This is a genomic window from Gulosibacter sediminis (assembly GCF_030011715.1).
GTDB lineage: Bacteria > Actinomycetota > Actinomycetes > Actinomycetales > Microbacteriaceae > Gulosibacter > Gulosibacter sediminis.
This window is the reverse complement of the sequence record NZ_JASCYH010000021.1, coordinates 14,529-31,078: the sequence shown is the minus strand read 5'-3', so window position 1 is coordinate 31,078 and position 16,550 is coordinate 14,529. Positions and strand designations below refer to the sequence as shown.

13 protein-coding genes and 1 tRNA gene are annotated in these 16,550 nt (G+C 66.2%); 12 read left to right on the top strand and 2 right to left on the bottom strand.

From position 1 onward, the window contains the following. The first annotated feature begins 66 nt into the window (after positions 1-66). On the top strand, positions 67-1,026 hold the full coding sequence (nudC, locus tag QM019_RS08230) for an NAD(+) diphosphatase (protein ID WP_235988577.1): 960 nt from the start codon (positions 67-69) through the stop codon (positions 1,024-1,026). Continuing rightward, positions 1,007-2,749, top strand: a complete 1,743-nt coding sequence (locus QM019_RS08225; protein ID WP_282826692.1) for an ATP-dependent helicase — start codon at positions 1,007-1,009, stop codon at positions 2,747-2,749. Before nudC ends, QM019_RS08225 begins: the two co-directional genes overlap by 20 nt. Before the next feature lie 805 nt (positions 2,750-3,554). On the opposite strand, the gene QM019_RS08220 is transcribed toward QM019_RS08225, so the two are convergent. Further along, a complete protein-coding gene (locus tag QM019_RS08220; RefSeq protein WP_282826695.1) occupies positions 3,555-4,943 on the bottom strand; it encodes a zinc-dependent metalloprotease in 1,389 nt (462 codons plus the stop codon). Between the two features lie 113 nt (positions 4,944-5,056). Between QM019_RS08220 and QM019_RS08215 the strand changes: the two genes are divergently transcribed. The 4 genes from QM019_RS08215 to QM019_RS12930 all read left to right on the top strand — a co-directional run bounded on the left by QM019_RS08215 (position 5,057) and on the right by QM019_RS12930 (position 10,221). Then, positions 5,057-6,226 (top strand): YlbL family protein, encoded by a 1,170-nt coding sequence (locus QM019_RS08215; RefSeq protein WP_282852581.1) that lies wholly within the window; start codon positions 5,057-5,059, stop codon positions 6,224-6,226. Positions 6,227-6,315: 89 nt separating this feature from the next. Continuing rightward, positions 6,316-9,378, top strand: a complete 3,063-nt coding sequence (locus QM019_RS08210; RefSeq protein WP_282826699.1) for a UPF0182 family membrane protein — start codon at positions 6,316-6,318, stop codon at positions 9,376-9,378. A gap of 145 nt (positions 9,379-9,523) precedes the next feature. After that, positions 9,524-9,600, top strand: a tRNA-Met gene (locus QM019_RS08205). Between the two features lie 417 nt (positions 9,601-10,017). Continuing rightward, positions 10,018-10,221, top strand: a complete 204-nt coding sequence (locus QM019_RS12930; RefSeq protein ID WP_428831915.1) for a helix-turn-helix domain-containing protein — start codon at positions 10,018-10,020, stop codon at positions 10,219-10,221. 52 nt (positions 10,222-10,273) lie between these two features. Here QM019_RS12930 and QM019_RS08200 read toward each other — a convergent pair whose 3' ends face one another. Then, a complete protein-coding gene (locus tag QM019_RS08200; protein ID WP_282826701.1) occupies positions 10,274-10,582 on the bottom strand; it encodes a hypothetical protein in 309 nt (102 codons plus the stop codon). A gap of 38 nt (positions 10,583-10,620) precedes the next feature. Between QM019_RS08200 and QM019_RS08195 the strand changes: the two genes are divergently transcribed. From QM019_RS08195 to QM019_RS08170, 6 genes are read left to right on the top strand one after another with little or no spacing between them, the layout of a single operon-like run. Beyond that, the gene (locus QM019_RS08195; protein WP_282826703.1) at positions 10,621-11,757 is read left to right on the top strand and encodes a DUF2637 domain-containing protein; all 1,137 of its coding nucleotides are present in this window, start codon (positions 10,621-10,623) and stop codon (positions 11,755-11,757) included. Beyond that, a complete protein-coding gene (locus tag QM019_RS08190; RefSeq protein ID WP_282826705.1) occupies positions 11,754-13,232 on the top strand; it encodes a helix-turn-helix domain-containing protein in 1,479 nt (492 codons plus the stop codon). The genes QM019_RS08195 and QM019_RS08190 overlap by 4 nt, the downstream gene beginning before the upstream one ends. After that, a complete protein-coding gene (locus tag QM019_RS08185) occupies positions 13,229-14,017 on the top strand; it encodes an RNA polymerase sigma factor (protein WP_282826707.1) in 789 nt (262 codons plus the stop codon). The genes QM019_RS08190 and QM019_RS08185 overlap by 4 nt, the downstream gene beginning before the upstream one ends. 16 nt (positions 14,018-14,033) lie before the next feature. Beyond that, complete coding sequence (locus tag QM019_RS08180; protein WP_282826709.1) at positions 14,034-14,858, top strand: hypothetical protein; 825 nt, start codon at positions 14,034-14,036, stop codon at positions 14,856-14,858. A gap of 42 nt (positions 14,859-14,900) precedes the next feature. Then, positions 14,901-15,227, top strand: a complete 327-nt coding sequence (locus QM019_RS08175) for a hypothetical protein (RefSeq protein ID WP_282826711.1) — start codon at positions 14,901-14,903, stop codon at positions 15,225-15,227. Positions 15,228-15,257: 30 nt separating this feature from the next. Then, on the top strand, positions 15,258-16,511 hold the full coding sequence (locus tag QM019_RS08170) for a hypothetical protein (protein WP_282826714.1): 1,254 nt from the start codon (positions 15,258-15,260) through the stop codon (positions 16,509-16,511). Positions 16,512-16,550: the final 39 nt, after the last annotated feature.

The window sequence follows — 16,550 nt, the reverse complement described above, 5'->3', positions numbered from 1 at the left end:
GCCGAAAGCCTAGGGGGAGGGGATCCAGGAGCCGCGTTGCCACACCGACCTAGGATGGGCTGCATCATGAACGAGTTTGTCGATCGCCTTGCCCTGTCCCGCGCAGCCCACGATCGTGACGACGCCCATCGCAGCGACGCGACTCTGCTCGAGCACCCGGATGTACGCATCCTCGTTCAGCGCCGGGACGCGACCCTCGTCGGTGAAACCGAACAAGGTCGCGCGCTGCGACTCGATCTTCGCCCCGTCGACCAGCTCGGCGGCGTCGAGCAACTGCGTGAGGGACCCGCGATGATCTATCTCGGCAAGCTCACGCAGCCGCGCGAGAACCCGGGTGGGCGCGTCGACGAAGTCGGCACCCCGATCTTTGCTGCGGCCATCTCCGACTTCGAGGCGGGCGAGCTTGAGCCCGACAGCGAGCGGTGGGCGGACCTCCGTGAGCGCGGCGCCGGGTTCGACGACCTCGACACGGGCCTCGCGGCGCAGGCGCTCGCCATGCGCAACTTCCACTCCGCCCACGCGTTCTCGCCGTCGACCGGTGCGCGCGCCGTTTCCGAACACAACGGTTGGGTGCTGCGCGGCGAGGAGGGCGGCGACCCGACCTTTCCGCGCACTGACGCGGCCATCATCGTCGGCGTCATCGACCAGAACGACCGCATCCTGCTCGGCGCAAACGTGAACTGGACCCCGAAACGGTACTCGGTGCTCGCGGGATTCGTCGAACCGGGCGAATCGCTTGAGCACGCCGTGATTCGCGAGGCGGCCGAGGAATCCGGTGCGCGCGTCCGCAACCCGCGCTATCTCGGCTCGCAGCCCTGGCCGTTCCCTGCGAGCCTCATGCTCGGCTTCCTCGCCGAGCTCGACCCGAGCCAGGACCCTGCCGAGGTCGTCGGCGACGGCGTCGAAATCGCCGAGGTTCGCTGGTTCACGCGCGAGGAAATCGTCGAGCACGTCGACCAACTGCCCGGCCGAATCTCTATCGCCCGCGCGATCATCGAGGAGTGGTATGGCGGACCGATCGGCTGATTCAGCCGGCGCCAGCCTGCTCGCCGATCTCAACCCCGCCCAGCGCGAAGCCGCCCTCGCGGTCGTCGGCCCGGTCTGCATTCTCGCCGGGCCGGGCACCGGCAAGACCCACACCATCACTCGGCGAATCGCGTACGGCGTGCGCACCGGCGTCTACGCGCCAGATCGCGTGCTCGCGCTCACATTCACGAACCGCGCTGCGGGGCAGCTTCGCGGCCGACTCGGCACGCTTGGCGCCTCGGCCGTGCAGGCGCGCACCTTCCACTCGGCCGCGCTGCGCCAACTCAGTTTCTTCTGGCCGCAGGCCGTGGGCGGCAGCTTCCCAGGCATCGTCTCGAGCAAATCGCCCATCATTTCGGAGGCGGCCGACCGCGCCGGCGTGCGGCTCAGCCCGCAGCTGCTGCGCAAGGTCGCCGAACAGCTCGAATGGCGCAAGGTGTCGGAGCGCACGCTCGACCAATTCGGCGAAGACCTCGCGACTGGCCGGCGCGCCAACGAGACCGGTCTGCCGGCCGAACAACTCCACGACCTCGCCGTGCAGTACGAGCGCGCGAAGGAGTCGCGGCACCAGCTTGACTTCGAGGATGTGCTGCTCGCCACCGCGGGCATGCTCGAGAGCGAGCCGTGGATCACGTCGCAGGTGCGGTCGCAGTACCGCTTCTTCGTCGTCGACGAGTACCAGGACATCTCGCCGCTGCAGCACAAGCTGCTGCGACTTTGGCTCGGTAATCGCCGCGAACTCTGCGTCGTGGGCGACCCCGCCCAGACGATCTACTCGTTCGCGGGCGCGAACGCCAATTACCTCACCGGGTTCGCGAGCGAGTTTGCCGACGCGCGGGTGATTCGGGTCGACGGTTCGTACCGTTCGACGCCGCCGATCGTCGCCGCCGCAAATGAACTCGCGAAGCACATCTCGCACGCGATTCAGCTCGACCCGCTGCGGGCACACACCGGCAAGTTTCCGCAGCCCGATGTTCGGTCGTACGACAGTGATGAGGCCGAGGCGGCCGGTGTGGCCCGGAGCATCCGCCAAGATCTCGAAGCGGGGCGTGCGCCCGGCGACGTCGCGATTCTGGTGCGGACGAACGCTCAGGTCGGCGTGCTCGAGCGGGCGCTCGAGGTGGCCGGTGTGCCGTTCCGGCTCGCGGGCGGCATGCCATTCTTCCGCAGGCCGGAGGTTCGGGCCGTGCTTGCGGGGCTGCACGCGGCGGTCGTTGCCGATCAAGACGGTGGGCCGCTCTTTCAGACCGTGAGCAACGTGCTTCGCTCGCGCGGCTGGCAGCAACAGCGACCGGCCGAACCAGGTCCACTCCGCGAGGCCTGGGGTGCGATGGATGCGATCATGCAGTTTGCTGACCGCGCGGAGGCTGGCACGACGCTCGCGGAATTTAGCGCCGAGCTCGAGAACCGCGCCGCGCACCAGTTCGAGCTCCCGATCGACGCCGTGACGATCTCGACGATGCACGCGGCCAAGGGCCTTGAGTGGGATCACGTCTATGTCGTCGGCCTGCGCGAGGGCCTCCTCCCGACCTCGGCCGCCGCGAACGAGCCCGAGCTGGTCAACGAGGAGCGTCGCCTCTTCTACGTTGCCCTCACGCGAGCCCGAGATCAACTGCACCTTTCGCACGCGCTGGTACAGTCGCCAACACGGTTTCTCCCGGAGCTTGGCAACCGCATCCGGGCTGGAACTCCACGTCTGCACCATCCCGACGCAGACCGGTAAGGCGTTCGCGGCGAAACGTGAGGCCCTCGCCGGGGGCCGGCTGCACGCCGGCGAGGAACGGCTCAACGCTTTGCGCCCCGACTACCGCTGCGAGCCACTCGAGTTCGAGCGGCGGATGCGCGGGCGGCAAGTCATGCAGCTGCGTCGCCGTCGCGATCCACATGTCGTCTTCGGCGGCGTTGCGGAGGTCGTCACACCGCAGGCACGGGGTTCGGCCCGGCAACACGAAGGGGCCGAGCAGGATGCCTTCGTCGTCTCGCGCGATGACGAGGTGCGCGAGATCGTCGGCCATGAGCGGCAAGTAGCGTCGGGGCGAGAGTACTCGCTCGGTCACCTCGACCACGAGGTCGGTGTCGGCTGCCGGGCGGGCTTCGGCCGCCGCAAACACCACGTGGTGCCCGCGCCGCGCGAACTCGGCCGCGACGCTTCGGGCGAACGACACTGACGAGGACGGGGTGCGCACCAGCACGCGGGCGCGCCGCGCACTCTGCTCTGCGACGGGGGAGCACACCGACAACAGCGCATCAACCAGGAGCTCGTCGGCGCGCTTGCGGTCGGGGTGCGTTGCGGCGATGCGCTCGAGGTACTCCCGCTCCGCGCCGTTGCGGAGCTCAGAGATGAGGTCGTGGGTGAGCTGCGTGTCGGCCACCGTGACCGCGCGCACCACCCCGCCCACGCGCACCCGGTCGTTGCCGACCCAGGTCACGGGGGTGTCTGCGGCGAGTCGATATTGCACTCTCGCATCATTGCGAAAAAGCGCCGGCGCCCGTGGAGTTATCCACAGGCGCCGGCGCGGGTCGGTGCCCTACTTGGCGTCGTCGTCGCTCAGATCGCCACCGGCGGGCGCGTCGCCAAACGAACCCGGGTCGCCGAGCAGGCGCGCGAGGTCATTGTCGAGCTCATCCGGCTCGGCGTCGCCACCCTGCAGCCGCTCGACGAGGGCGAACGGGTCGTCGATGTCCTCCGCGCCGGGCAGCGCGTCGCGGTGGTCCCAGAGCGCGTCGCGCTCGGCCGCGCCGAGTTTCTCCGTAACGAGTCGCCACATGCTCATCGCCTCACGCAAGCGGCGCGGGCGCAGCTCGAGGCCGACGAGCGAGCCGAACGCGTGCTCGGCCGGCGAGCCGGTGGCGCGGCGCCGCCGCACCATCTCGCTGAGCGCGCCGGCGTTCGGCAGGCGACTCGTCGCGTCCTCGGTCACCACGTCGACCCAACCCTCGATGAGGGCGAGGACCGTCTCGAGTCGCTCGAGCGCCTGGTCTTGTTCGGGGGTGCGGGGCGGAATCAGCTGGCCCGACTTGAGCACGAGCTGGATCTCCTCGGGGTTCGACACGTCGAGCTCGCGGATGGTCTCCTCGATGCGATCGGTGTCGATGCGGATGCCGCGGGCGAACTCCGTGATTGACGACACGAGGTGCAGCCGGAGCCAGCGGGCGTGCGCGAAGAGCTGGGCGTGCGCGAGCTCGCGCAGCGCAAAGTAGATGAGCACCTCGTCGCGGTCGAGCTCGAGATCGGTCGACCACTCCTGCAGGTTCTGCGGCACGAGGGCGGCCTTGTGGTCGGGCAACACCGGCATGCCGATGTCGCCGCCCGACAGCACCTCCTTCGCGAGCTGGCCGAGCACCTGGCCGAGCTGCATCGCGAACATCGACTGCCCGAGCGAACGAACGATCGGGCCCGAGCGTGCGACCATGTCCTTCATCTCTTCCGGCGCCTGCTCGGCAAGCACCTCGACGAGCGCGTTCGAGATGCTCGTCGCGACCGGGTTCGTCAATTCGGCCCAGCCGTCGAGGGTGAGTTCGAGCCACTCGTACCGCGTGATGGTCTGCGGGATGCCCGAGAACGCGCCGAAGGAGTCGCCCATCGCGTCGCCGAGCCACAGGCCAGCGACCTGGAAGGCGCGGTCGTACGCGCGCGCATCCTCGTCGTCGACCTCTTCGTTCGGCGTCGCGGTACGGCGGGCGGCGTCGCGGACAAGATCCCAGTCGACGCCGTCGGTCGGGTTCTGCATCGCCTGCTGCAACTGCATCAGCATGTGCGCGAGTGCCTGGGGGTCGGCGGGCAAGCCCGCAGCGCCGGCGAGCTTGTCGGAGTCGATCCCGCCGCCGCCGAGCATCTGCTCGAGCATCCGTCGCATTTCCTCTTCGGGCGAGCGGTTGTCGTCCTCGTTGTTCTGGGGGCCATTGCTATTCGGCATCGGCTTCGTTCCTCTCAGGGGTTCGCTCTAGAGTAGCCAGGGTGCCCCTGGTGGAGCCGGGGAAACCGGCTCCGTTCACCGAGGGCGATCAGCCATCACGGGAAAGCTCATTCATGACCGCAAGCCACCAGCATCCCGAAGCCGCTTTGCCCGACGGGATCGGTGACGAGAAACCGGCGCGTCGGCGCTGGAGTCGGGAGCGGTTCGGTCGTTGGTGCCTCATTCTTGGGGTCGTGGCGTTGGTGATCCTGGCGGTTTCACCCGCGCCCTATGTCATTCGCCAGCCCGGCCCCGCGTTCAACGCGCTCGGGCAGGAAGAGAACGACGATGGCACGCAGCAGGACGTCATTCAGATCTCCGGCGCCGAGACGCACGACACCGGCGACGGCTCGCTCTACGTCATGACGGTGAACATCGTCGGCAACCCGCAGTCGCAGCCGAACTGGCTGCAGGTGCTCGGGGCCTGGATGACGCCGGGGAAGGATGTCCTGCCCGTCGAGGCCTATTACCCCGAGGGCACGACCGTCGACCAGCGCAACGAAGAATCGGCGCTGATGATGACGCAGGCTCAGGACACCGCCATCGCGGCGGCCCTCACGGAGCTCGGCTACGACGTCACCGAACAGATGAGCGTGGCGTCGGTCGGTGAGGATGCGGCCGCCGCCGGCGAGCTCGAGGTGGGCGACGTCATCGTCACCATCGACGGCAAGCCGATCACGAATACCGAAGAACTCAGCGCGCTGACGCTCACCGAGGAACCCACCGAGGTCGTGTTCACGCGAGACGGCAAGGAACACCGCGTCGAGATCACGCCGAAGCTCACCGAGACCGACAACGGAGAGGTGCCGTTGCTCGGTGTTCAGTTGCAGTACGAGTACGAATTCCCGATCGACGTCTCGATCGACCTTGGCGACGTCGGTGGACCGAGCGCGGGCATGATGTTTGCGCTTGCCACCTACGACAAGCTGACCGAGGGTGACCTCACCGGCGGCGACCAGGTGACCGGCACCGGCACGATGTCGGACGACGGCACCGTGGGCGCGATCGGCGGCATCCGGCAGAAGATGTATGAGGCGGTGTCGCTTGGAGCGGACTACTTTATTGCGCCCGAGGCGAACTGTGCTGAGGTGCTCGACGGCGGCATTCCCGGTGACATGACCGTCTATGCCGTTGGAAACCTTGACGAGGCGCTCGACATCATCGAAGCGAACGCCGCCGACGAGTCGACCGACGGCCTGCGCTCGTGCCAGGATGCGGTGGATGCGGGCGTCCCGCAGTCGTAGCGAGCCGCTAGGATAGGCGAGATAACGCCGCGGGCTCGCGACGATTTGCTCGTGCCAGCGGTGTCGACAGCGACAACGACGGGACCTCAGTGAGCGCAACGGCAGCACCACGTCCATCCGCAAGTAGTTCAGGGGACGGTGGTCAGCGCGGCCCCGGGGCGCGTCGCTTCGGACCGCTCATCACGACGATTGCCATCGTCGTCGCGCTTATCATCGTGTTCTTCTGGTTCTCGGGCATCTACGCCGACGTCCTCTGGTACCAGCAGCTCGGGTTCGAGCAGGTGCTCTTCACGCAGTGGCTCGCTACCGGCGCGATGTTCTTGATCGGCCTCATCGGTCTGGCGGTGCCGAGCTATGCGATGCTGCAGCTCGCGTACCGCACGCGGCCGACCTACGCGAAGCTCTCGCAACAGCTGGGGGAGTACCAGCGCGCACTCGAGCCCGTGCGTCGCATCGTCTTTATCGTGATTCCGATCTTCCTTGGCGTGCTCGGCGGTCTCTCTGTCGCGGGCAGCTGGCAGAGCGTGCTGGCGTTCTTCAACTCGACGCCGTTCGGCGTTGCTGACCCGCAGTTCGGTCACGACGTCAGCTTCTACGTCTTCCAGCTGCCGTTCTGGCGCGGCGTCGTCACGTTCATCAGTTCGACACTGCTCGTCTGCCTCGTCCTGACCGTGGCGGTGAGCTACCTCTACGGCGGCATCCATATCTCCGGCCGCGAGGTTGTCATCTCGAAGGCCTCGCGCATCCAGATCGCCATCGTTGCGGCGCTCTTCGTCGCGACGCAGGGCGTGTCGTTCTGGTTCGACCGCTACAACTCGCTCACCGAGTCGAACGGTCGGTGGACGGGTGCGCTCTACACCGATGTGCACGCGCGCGTGCCCGGTCTCGCCATCCTCGCGGGCGTCGCGGTCATCGTCGCGCTGCTGTTCATCTTTGCCGCCATTGCCGGCCGCTGGACGCTCCCGGCAATGGGTGTCGCGGGCCTCGTTATTGTCGGCCTCGTCGTCGGCATGGTCTACCCGTGGTTCGTGCAGAACCTGCAGGTCGGCCCGAACGAGCAGTCACTCGAGTCCGAGTACATCGACCGCAACATCACGGCCACGCGCGACGCCTACGACGTGGCGGACGTGCAGGAGGTCGACTACGCCGGCGTCACGACGGCCGAGCCCGGCCAGTTGCGTGAGGACGCCGAGACCACGGCGAACATCCGCATCATGGACCCCGCCTTGATCAGCCAAACCTTCGCGCAGTTCGAACAGGAACGCGCGTACTACCAGTTCCCGAGCACGCTCGACGTCGACCGCTACGACATTGAGGACCAGACGCAGGACGCCGTCATGGCGCTGCGCGAGATCAACGTCGACGGTCTCGGTGCCGACGCCCAGTCATGGGTGAACCAGGCCATCGTCTACACCCATGGTTACGGTCTCGTGGCCGCCTACGGTTCGCAGCGCGGCCCCGACGGTCAGCCCCTGTTCTTCGAGGCGGGCATGCCGCAGGAGGGCGCGCTCGACGAGTTTGAGCCCCGCGTGTACTTCGGTGAGAACTCGCCCGAGTACTCGATTGTTGGCGCGCCGGAGGGTTCCGACCCGGTCGAGTTCGACCATGTGTCGGGTGCCGATGGTGCCTCGCAGAGCTACTACACCTTCACCGGTGAGGGCGGCCCGTCGCTTGGCAACATCTTCAACCGCCTCGTGTACGCCATCAAGTTCCAGTCCGAGCAGATCCTGCTCTCAGACGCGATCAACGAGAACTCGCAGATCCTCTACGACCGTGACCCCACGCAGCGCGTCCAGGCCGCGGCGCCGTACCTGACGATCGACGGCGACCCGTACGCCTCAGTGGTCGACGGCGAGCTCGTGTGGATCGTCGACGGGTACACGACGAGCGATGCGTACCCGTACTCGACGCAGACCTCGATCGAGGCGGCCGCGACCGACTCGAACACGCCCGCCACGGCCGGCCCGAATGAGGCAGTGAACTACATCCGCAACTCGGTGAAGGCAACCGTGAACGCGTACGACGGGTCGGTCACGCTCTACGCTTGGGACACCGAGGACCCGATCCTCCAGACCTGGCAGAAGATCTTCCCGAACACCCTCCACTCTGTGAGCGAGATGTCGGGTGACCTGCTGAGCCACGTGCGCTACCCGCAGGACCTCTTCAAGGTGCAGCGAGCGATGCTTTCGACCTACCACGTGACGAACGCGGGTGAGTACTACAACCAGACGAACGCCTGGCAGGTGCCGGTTGACCCGACGTCGTCGGCGGATGCGCAACTGCGTCAGCCGCCCTACTACTTGACCATGCAGATGCCGGGCCAGGAGCCGGCGTTCTCGATTTACTCGACGTACATCCCGATGGTGTCGAGCGGTTCAACTTCTCGAAACGTCTTGACGGGCTATCTCTCGGCCAATGCGAATGCGGGGTCGAGCGACGGCGAGGTTTCCGACGATTACGGCACGCTCACACTGTTGAAGATTCAGAATGACTCGGTGAATGGCCCGGGTCAGGTGCAGAACATCTTCAACTCGAACGAGACGGTCGCGAACCAGCTGAACCTGCTTGAGCGAGGTGGCCAGACCCAGGTGCTGCGAGGCAACCTGCTGACGCTACCCGTCGGCGAGGGCTTCCTGTACGTGCAGCCGGTCTACGTGCAGTCGACCGGTGAGACAAGCTACCCGCTCATGCGGCGCGTACTCGTTGCCTTCGGCGACGAGATCGCGTTCGAGGACACCCTGGATGCCGCGCTCGACGAACTCTTCGCCGGTGATGCTGGCGCGGATGCGGGTGACCAGAACGCCGACGAGGTGCCCGAGGACCCGAATGTCATCGTGCCCGACACTGGCGGTGACAACTCGCAGGAAGTTCCCGATGACACCAGCGGAACGGACTCGACGACCGAACCGACGGTGACGCCCGAACCCACGTCGACGCCCGACGCGACGCAGGACGGCGGCACGGGCGGCTCGAGCGGTAGCGCGCAGGAAGACCTCGACCAGGCCTTGGCGGACGCCTCTGCGGCCCTTCAGGATCGCACGGACGCGTACGCCGACAACGACCTCGTGGCGGCGGCCGAGGCGGATGCGCGGATGACCGAGGCGCTCGAGCGCGCGCAGGAGGCGCAGGTCCGCATCAACAACGGCGAATAGCCTCAGCTCGGATTGTCAGCCTCGCGGCGTGCCCACTACGGGGTGCGCCGCGAGGCGCTTTTCCGGGGTACGCGCGCCGAATCTCGGGTGAAGCGGACGTGAACTGGACAACAACGAAAACATCCGGTAATGTTTTCTCTTGTGCCGCGGGGTGGAGCAGTTCGGTAGCTCGCCGGGCTCATAACCCGGAGGTCGTAGGTTCAAATCCTGCCCCCGCAACCAATTCCGCAGAAGCGGCACGAACGCCCTGGCTCTCATGAGCCGGGGCGTTCCGCGTTTTCCGCAGCGGCGTGTCGTCGTCCACCTCGCCGGTGAGGTAGGCGACAGACGTATCGAGCAAATCTGAGAGCTGAACCAGTTCCTCCAGCGTCCATGACGCGTGGCCGTTCAACTTGCGTGACGTTGCTGTCGTGCCTAAATGGAGCCCTTCGGCTAGCGCCTTCTTGGTGAGTTTGGCGCGGAAGAGCCGGGCGTGGATGCGTGCGTTCGTGTCATCGCGAACATCTGTTGAAGCGCGGTCGATTCTTTCACTATTGGTGCTCATGTGCGTGATCCTACCAAGTCGTACGCGAATGCGTATGGTAGAAACATACGCGAAAGCGTACGAGCGTACGGCAAATAGTGTGTGAGGAGACGAGCATGAACGTAAGGGAAGACCTAACAATCCGCGAAGCGGCTGCGTTGGCCGGCTTGACACCCGAGACGCTGCGGGTGTGGGTGCGGGGTGGCCGAGTGAAGGCGCACAAGGCAATCAATGGGCAGTGGCGAATCCCTCGAGCCGAGATTGAACGCGCCTTGGGTTATGAGTCCGAGCCGCAAGAGCCCGAGGCGCGGCGGGCATAGCCCTCGTGGCGAACCTGGGGGAGTAGCGATGACACGACCGGTGCGTAAGGGGTTAGGGGCGGTACTCGAGGGGGAGCTTCCGCCAGATGCCGTAAACCTCGTCGATGTACAGGACGGCGATGTCGTCGTAGCGGCCCCGTCCAATCCCGCCCGCACAGTGCATCCAGCTCCTTGGCCGCAGGAAGTGCGAGCTGAGGATGTGCGCCTCGACCCAGTACGCGGGTGCATCCACGCCCTGTCGGATCAGGCCGGCAGTTCCCCGCGGTCCTACATAGCTAATGCGGCCCAGGTTGATGAGCGCGGTGCCGTCGTCGAGGTCGTAGACCGGCACGATCTGCAGCGCTCTTACGAACCCGAACATGCCCGCAGGTTAACAACGCAACTTGGAGGTGCCCGGTAATGGCATCAGCTCGAAACTTCGTCACGCCGCGGTGGCTCACGGTCGTCGCTGCGATCCTCGTCGCGGGGATCGCATTCCTTGCCTTCGCCATCAGTTTCGCCGCATTAAGCGACCTCGCGGCACGTTCCGGTATCCCGCGCGAGATCGCGTGGGCGTGGCCCCTCATCGTGGACGGTTCGATCGTCACGGCGATGCTCGTCATTTTTGCGTGGCGTGGTCAGGGTCGCCAGCAGACAACGTGGCCGTGGATCACGTTGGCCTTCTTCGCGATCGTGTCGATCGTCGGTAACGGTGTTCATACCGTGGCGGTCCTCGATGTGCGTCAAGGCGTGAGCGTCGAGTTCGCCATCTTGGTAGGCGCGCTCCCGCCAATTGGATTGCTGCTGTCAAGCGAGATGCTCGTGCGGCTGCTCGCAGGACGTACGCCGGCGCTGGAACCGGACACCATGACGCGGGAGCCCGAACCCGAACCTGAGCCGCGACAGCCGCTCCCAGCCGATGACACGACACCGGCCCCTGTCACGCGCCCTACTACGTCCACGCCAGCAGGCTCGCCCGCGACACAACCGGTAGCACCACACCGTGAGCCGGCCTTCGTGGCGACAGCTGCGTCAGCGGTCGTGTCACAGGCCGACGACCCGCCCGCGGGGCGAAGTGATTCGGGCATGACACGTCTCAATGACGACGTGACAGGGCCTGGTGACACGAGCGTGACAGCCCAGGTACTCACTGGTGACAAGGGCCATGACACGACGCCCGAGTCACCGGCCATTGGGGCCACCGAGGGAGAGCTCAAGGCTGAAGGTGCGGTGCGCGACGACATTGCCGATGACACCGTCGGCACGGCTGACGATGGCACGACAACGAGCGAAGATACCTCCACGACAAGCGCGCCACGCCTGCGCGCCATCGAGTCGGTGCCAGACGAACCTGCCTCGCAAGTCGAGTGGATCGTGACACGCGCGCGAGCCGGCCGTGACACCTCAAAGGAAACCCTCGCTGACCTCCTCGCGGAAGCCGGCCACGACGTGTCAATGCGAACGGTCCAGCGACGGCTCGCGGAGGCGCGCAAACGTGAGCCGGTCGCGTTCGACGAGTCGGCAACAGAACCGAGCAGAACGGTGGTGACACGATGAGCGACACATCGCAGGAGTTCATCCGACAACGCACAACGCTCGACCGCGACTTCTCAATGGTCGCGAGCGCGTGGCTCAATGACACGCGTGTGAGCGAGGGAGCGCTGTTGGTCTATCTGTGGATCAGGCAACACGCGCCGGGGTTCGCGGTGAGCCGGTCGGCCATCATGAAGGGCCGCAACATGCGCAAGGACGCGCTCACGAGCGCGATCAACGAACTCATCGAGCACGGGTACCTCCGCAAGATCGAAGGCCGTTGGCCCGCGGGCACGGTCACGGCCACCGGCCGGAAGATCGGCGGCGCAAAGCGTATCCAGTACGAGGTGCTCGAACCGAGCCTGGCGGCTCTCGCACCGGTCGTTGACGACAACCCGATCATGCCCGCCGCGACGTCCATGCCGGTTGCAGAAGTGAAGCCATCGCGCGATCCGCAGCAGGATGCGGAAGTTGACGACCAAGGCGGAAAATCGGCCTTGGTCTATCCACAGGCAGCGGGGCAGAAAAACCAAGGCGGGAAATCCGCCTTGGGTTATCCACAGGTATCGGAAGACCAAGGCGGGAAATCCGCCTTGGTTGCGCCTGCGGGGGAAAACCAAGGCGGAAAACCAAGCATTGGTTTTCCGCCCCTTAACAAGACTAATAAAACAAAACAAGCATCATCATCATCAGTAGGTGACCAACAGACCGCGCGAGCGGTCGTTGCGACACAACCCGATGATGATGATGAAATTTCATCGAGTGGGGACGTGGTTGTCCCCGGGCGGCGGGTGTTCGGCGTCGACGTCGACGAGTTGCAGCGGCGGCTCGGGCCGCTGGCGAAGGGCGTGGATCTCGAGCTGGCGATCGTCACGGTGCTTGGCCGGGCGTCGACGCCGCCGGTGCACCCGGTCGCGTTCGTGGCGAGCGCGGTCACTGCGAATCCCGGGGAGTTCCCGGCGGGCCCGGCTCGGCACCTGGAGCCGGTGGAGCGTGGTTCGGGCGAGGCGGGGTCGGCGCCGGGGTCGTCGGTCGCGGTGCTCCGTGATGCGGTGACCCGGCAGTGCCAGCGCATCGGGCATCAGTGGCGCGCCACCGCCGATGGCGGGATGGCGTGTGTTCGTTGCGGCGTCGACGCCGAGGAGCACGCCGCGGAGCACGCGGCGACCTGCTGCGCCGCGGCCGATGGCCACGACACGACGGGTAGCGACCGGTGCCGCTGGTGCGGGTTCGACACTGCCGCGGACACCGCGGCCCGGGTCGTCGCAGCGCAGGCGCATTGCGCCAGCGATGGCCACGCCTGGAACGCGCCGTTGACCGGTCTGCCGCCGGCCGGAGTCGCGGGGTTCCGCAACGGCGATCGCACGTGTGGCTCGGGCTGCGGCGCCGTCGAGCGCGACGGGGTGCCCGGGCACATGGTGGGTGCGGGAGTGGGCCGCACCTGGCAAGCGAGCGGCGAGCCGAGCGCGCTGCAGGATCGAACGGGTGCGGTGGGATGAGCGAGCAGCTGCGGGCCGAGGTGACCGGCACGGCGATTATGGCCGCTGTCCAGTCTCGGCGTGCATGGGCAGCAGGCCGGGTGCGAGCGCATCAGGTCGATGACGTGCTGCAGCTCGCGGCGACCGAGGCATGGCAAAAGCGCGGGACGTACGACCCGGCACGGGGGCCGCTGCAGGCCTGGGCACGCGGGTTCGTGCGCATCGCCGTGCAGCGAGTCATCCATGGCGACGGCCGCCACGAGCAGGGCCGTATCGCCGACGACGTCGGTGAGCCACACATCGCCGACCGTGTGCGCCTCGACTCGGACGATGTGCTCGATCGCCTCGTCGGGCGGCACAGCGCGGCAGTCGTCCTTCAGGCGCTCCACGCGGCCGTCTCTGAGACCGAATGGCAAGTCATGCTCGAGGTGACCATCGGCGACCTCACTACGCGCCAAGCTGCACAGCTGCACCACCTCTCGGAGCGTCGCGTTCAAGAAATCCACGCGACCGTCACCGACCTCGCCCACGTCATCGTCACTGCGACCCATCGAGCGGAGCAGCTGTCGGGTACCGCGATCACGCCACAGGAAATGGCGAGCGAAATTCTTTCGTGTTTGCCCGCGGATTTTCGCCCGTGGCACGGAGTCATTACGAAGCTGCTCACCGGCAACCCCCTCACCCGAAGCGAGGTTGCCGCTGAGCTGGGCCTCACGAAGAAGACCGTCTCGAATCGCTACCCAGCCGTGCGCCGCTTGGCGTCGGTGGCCGCCGAGACACTGGCGGCACATCGACCAACGACCTGAGAAAGGACACCACCTCATGAAGTGGTTCGACCGACTCAAAACCTGGATCAGCACCCTCTCCACCCGCCAGCTCCTCACCGCCGTCGCGATCTCGCTGGTCATCACCGTGGCGCTGGGCTGGCTGATACTCCGCCCACAAACGTCGGAAACCGTGGCCCCAGTCTCCACGCCCGACGCGGCCTCGAGCGCTGCACCGAGCGTGACCCCTGGCAGCGGTGACATCATCCGGCCGATCGTGACCGACGATCCGCGCGAGTACGCGAGCACGCTCATCCAGTCACTGTGCACCTGGGACGCCGCAACCACGACGCGGACCGAACTCGAAGACAACGCGGCAGCGTGGACCGATCCTGCCGGTGGCGAGCGACCCTACCCGTTCCTGCGGAACAACTCGCCACAGGCACTCCAAAAGGACTGGCAGGCGATCAAGCAGCAGGCAATCCTCCGCCTCGATGACTGCTTCGTGCCAACGGAGAGCACCTGGTGGAGCTACGAGCAGAATGGCATGGTACAAGCCGCGACCGTGATCGAGACGAAGCTCAACGACGAGCACGAGATGTGGGGCACCTCGCAACTCGACGACGACGACCTCGAGATCACCGACATCAACACTGGCGAGCGCTACGACCGGAACATCGTCACCGTCGTCGTTGAAGTGCGTCAGCGGCCCGCGGCTGCGGAAACCGATCCGGAGCTGGCCGACGAAGTCGACACCGCGCCAAACTCCGGCATCCGCACGGTCAGCTTCTCCCTGTCGGTGATCTGTCACGGCCCGACCGATGCTGACCCGCCTGAGCCGATCTGCCAGTGGCAGGGCGGCACGTTCAAAGACTACGAATGACCACTCCAACCCCGCAGTACACCCTCCGTTGAAAGGACGCCCATGCTCACCGAACTCCTCACGCTCCCAATCCCCGACCTCCTCGCCGTCGGGCCGCTGCCAGCGGTGACGATTCCCGATGTCGACCCGGACATGGACTCCCCGTTTGCCGACGCGATGTGGCGGCTCGTAGCGATTGTCTTGGGTGTCGCGTTTGGTCTTGCGCTGTTGGCAACGGTGGTCGCCGTGGGCATGATGACGATCCGCTCACTCCCCGCGAACGTGCGCGAGACCGGGGCATCCGCTCTGGGCTGGTGCATCGGCGCAATGGTGATCCTCGGCTCGCTCACCGGCCTGGCGGCGTGGGCGGTCAACTTCCAGATCTTCTAACCCGCACCGCGAGCCGAAGGGGACAGGGTCATGGACGGCGTACTACTGGCCGCGGACGATAAGTACGAGGCCGGCTGCGGCCTCGGCGACGTCGGCTGCATCATGGACGAAGCGATCGTGCGCTTCTTCATGGACATGATGCAGTGGATTATCGACGTGCTCACGTGGGCACTCGACCTTGGCTCGGTCACGAGTGACTCGAGCTATTGGGATAATGCGGTGACCATAAGCGCGTTCTGGCTGGGGATCACCTCGGCGGCGGGCGTCATCCTCGTCGGCATCATCGCCGTCACCAAGGGTGCTGTGAAACAGCGCCGAGAAGAAATCATGCGCGGCGTGCTCGGCGTCGCATTCTCCGTCCCCGCCTGCCTCGTGTCCATCTGGATCGTCGGGACGGGCCTCGACATTGTCGATACCACCACGAAACCCATCCTCGAGCTCGCGCTCGGGGGCGAAGACATGTCGGTTGCGCTGTTTAACTTCCTCGTCCCCGTCAGCGGAGACGAGGTCCAGGCGTGGCAAGCCGGTGAGCTGAACGCACAAGAACAGGGTGAGGCCTACGCCGACGCGATGGCGGCGCAAGCGGCGCCGTCGCTGTTCCTGATCATCCTCGTGCTCGTGCTCCTTGCCGCGCTCGTGGTGATCGCGATCAACATCATTCGCAACATCATGCTGCAGATCCTCATCGCGGCCGCGCCCCTCGCGTTCGTGATGCTGCCCGTGGGCGTTGGCAAGGAGATCATTCTCTCCTGGGCAAAACTCACCGCGATGATTCTGCTGATGAAGCCACTTATGGTGATGTACGTCGCCATGATGCTCGGTGGGCTCTTGCGCTCGGGCGCGGGCTTCTGGGAGATGGAGGGCCTGCCCTACGCGATTGGCCTGGTCATGGTCATCATCGTGCCCTTTGCCGTGTTCGCGATGTTCAACTTCTTCGGCCTCGACAACGACGCAGGCGGCCGAGAAACCCTCGGCGCCGGCGGCCGACTTGGTGGTCGAGGCATGAACATCGTTCGCGGCGGTGGTGGTGGCCGTGGCGGCGGTCGCGGCGCCCGAGCAGGTGCTGGGAGCACCAACGCCGGGAGCAGCGGCACCAGCTCTGGTGGCGGGAGCAGCCTCGCAGCCCGAGGCCGGCACGACGCCAGCTCACCGGCGTCGTCGACCTCACGGACGACGACTGGCAAGCCCACGCCGTCGGTCACCCCACCAGCCGGGAAAGGCGGCCTCGACAAGCGCGCGGCTGCCAACTCGACCACAACGACCTCACCGACGAAAGAAAGCTAGGAGCCGGTAATGAGCACTTCCGATGGACCGCTGCACCTC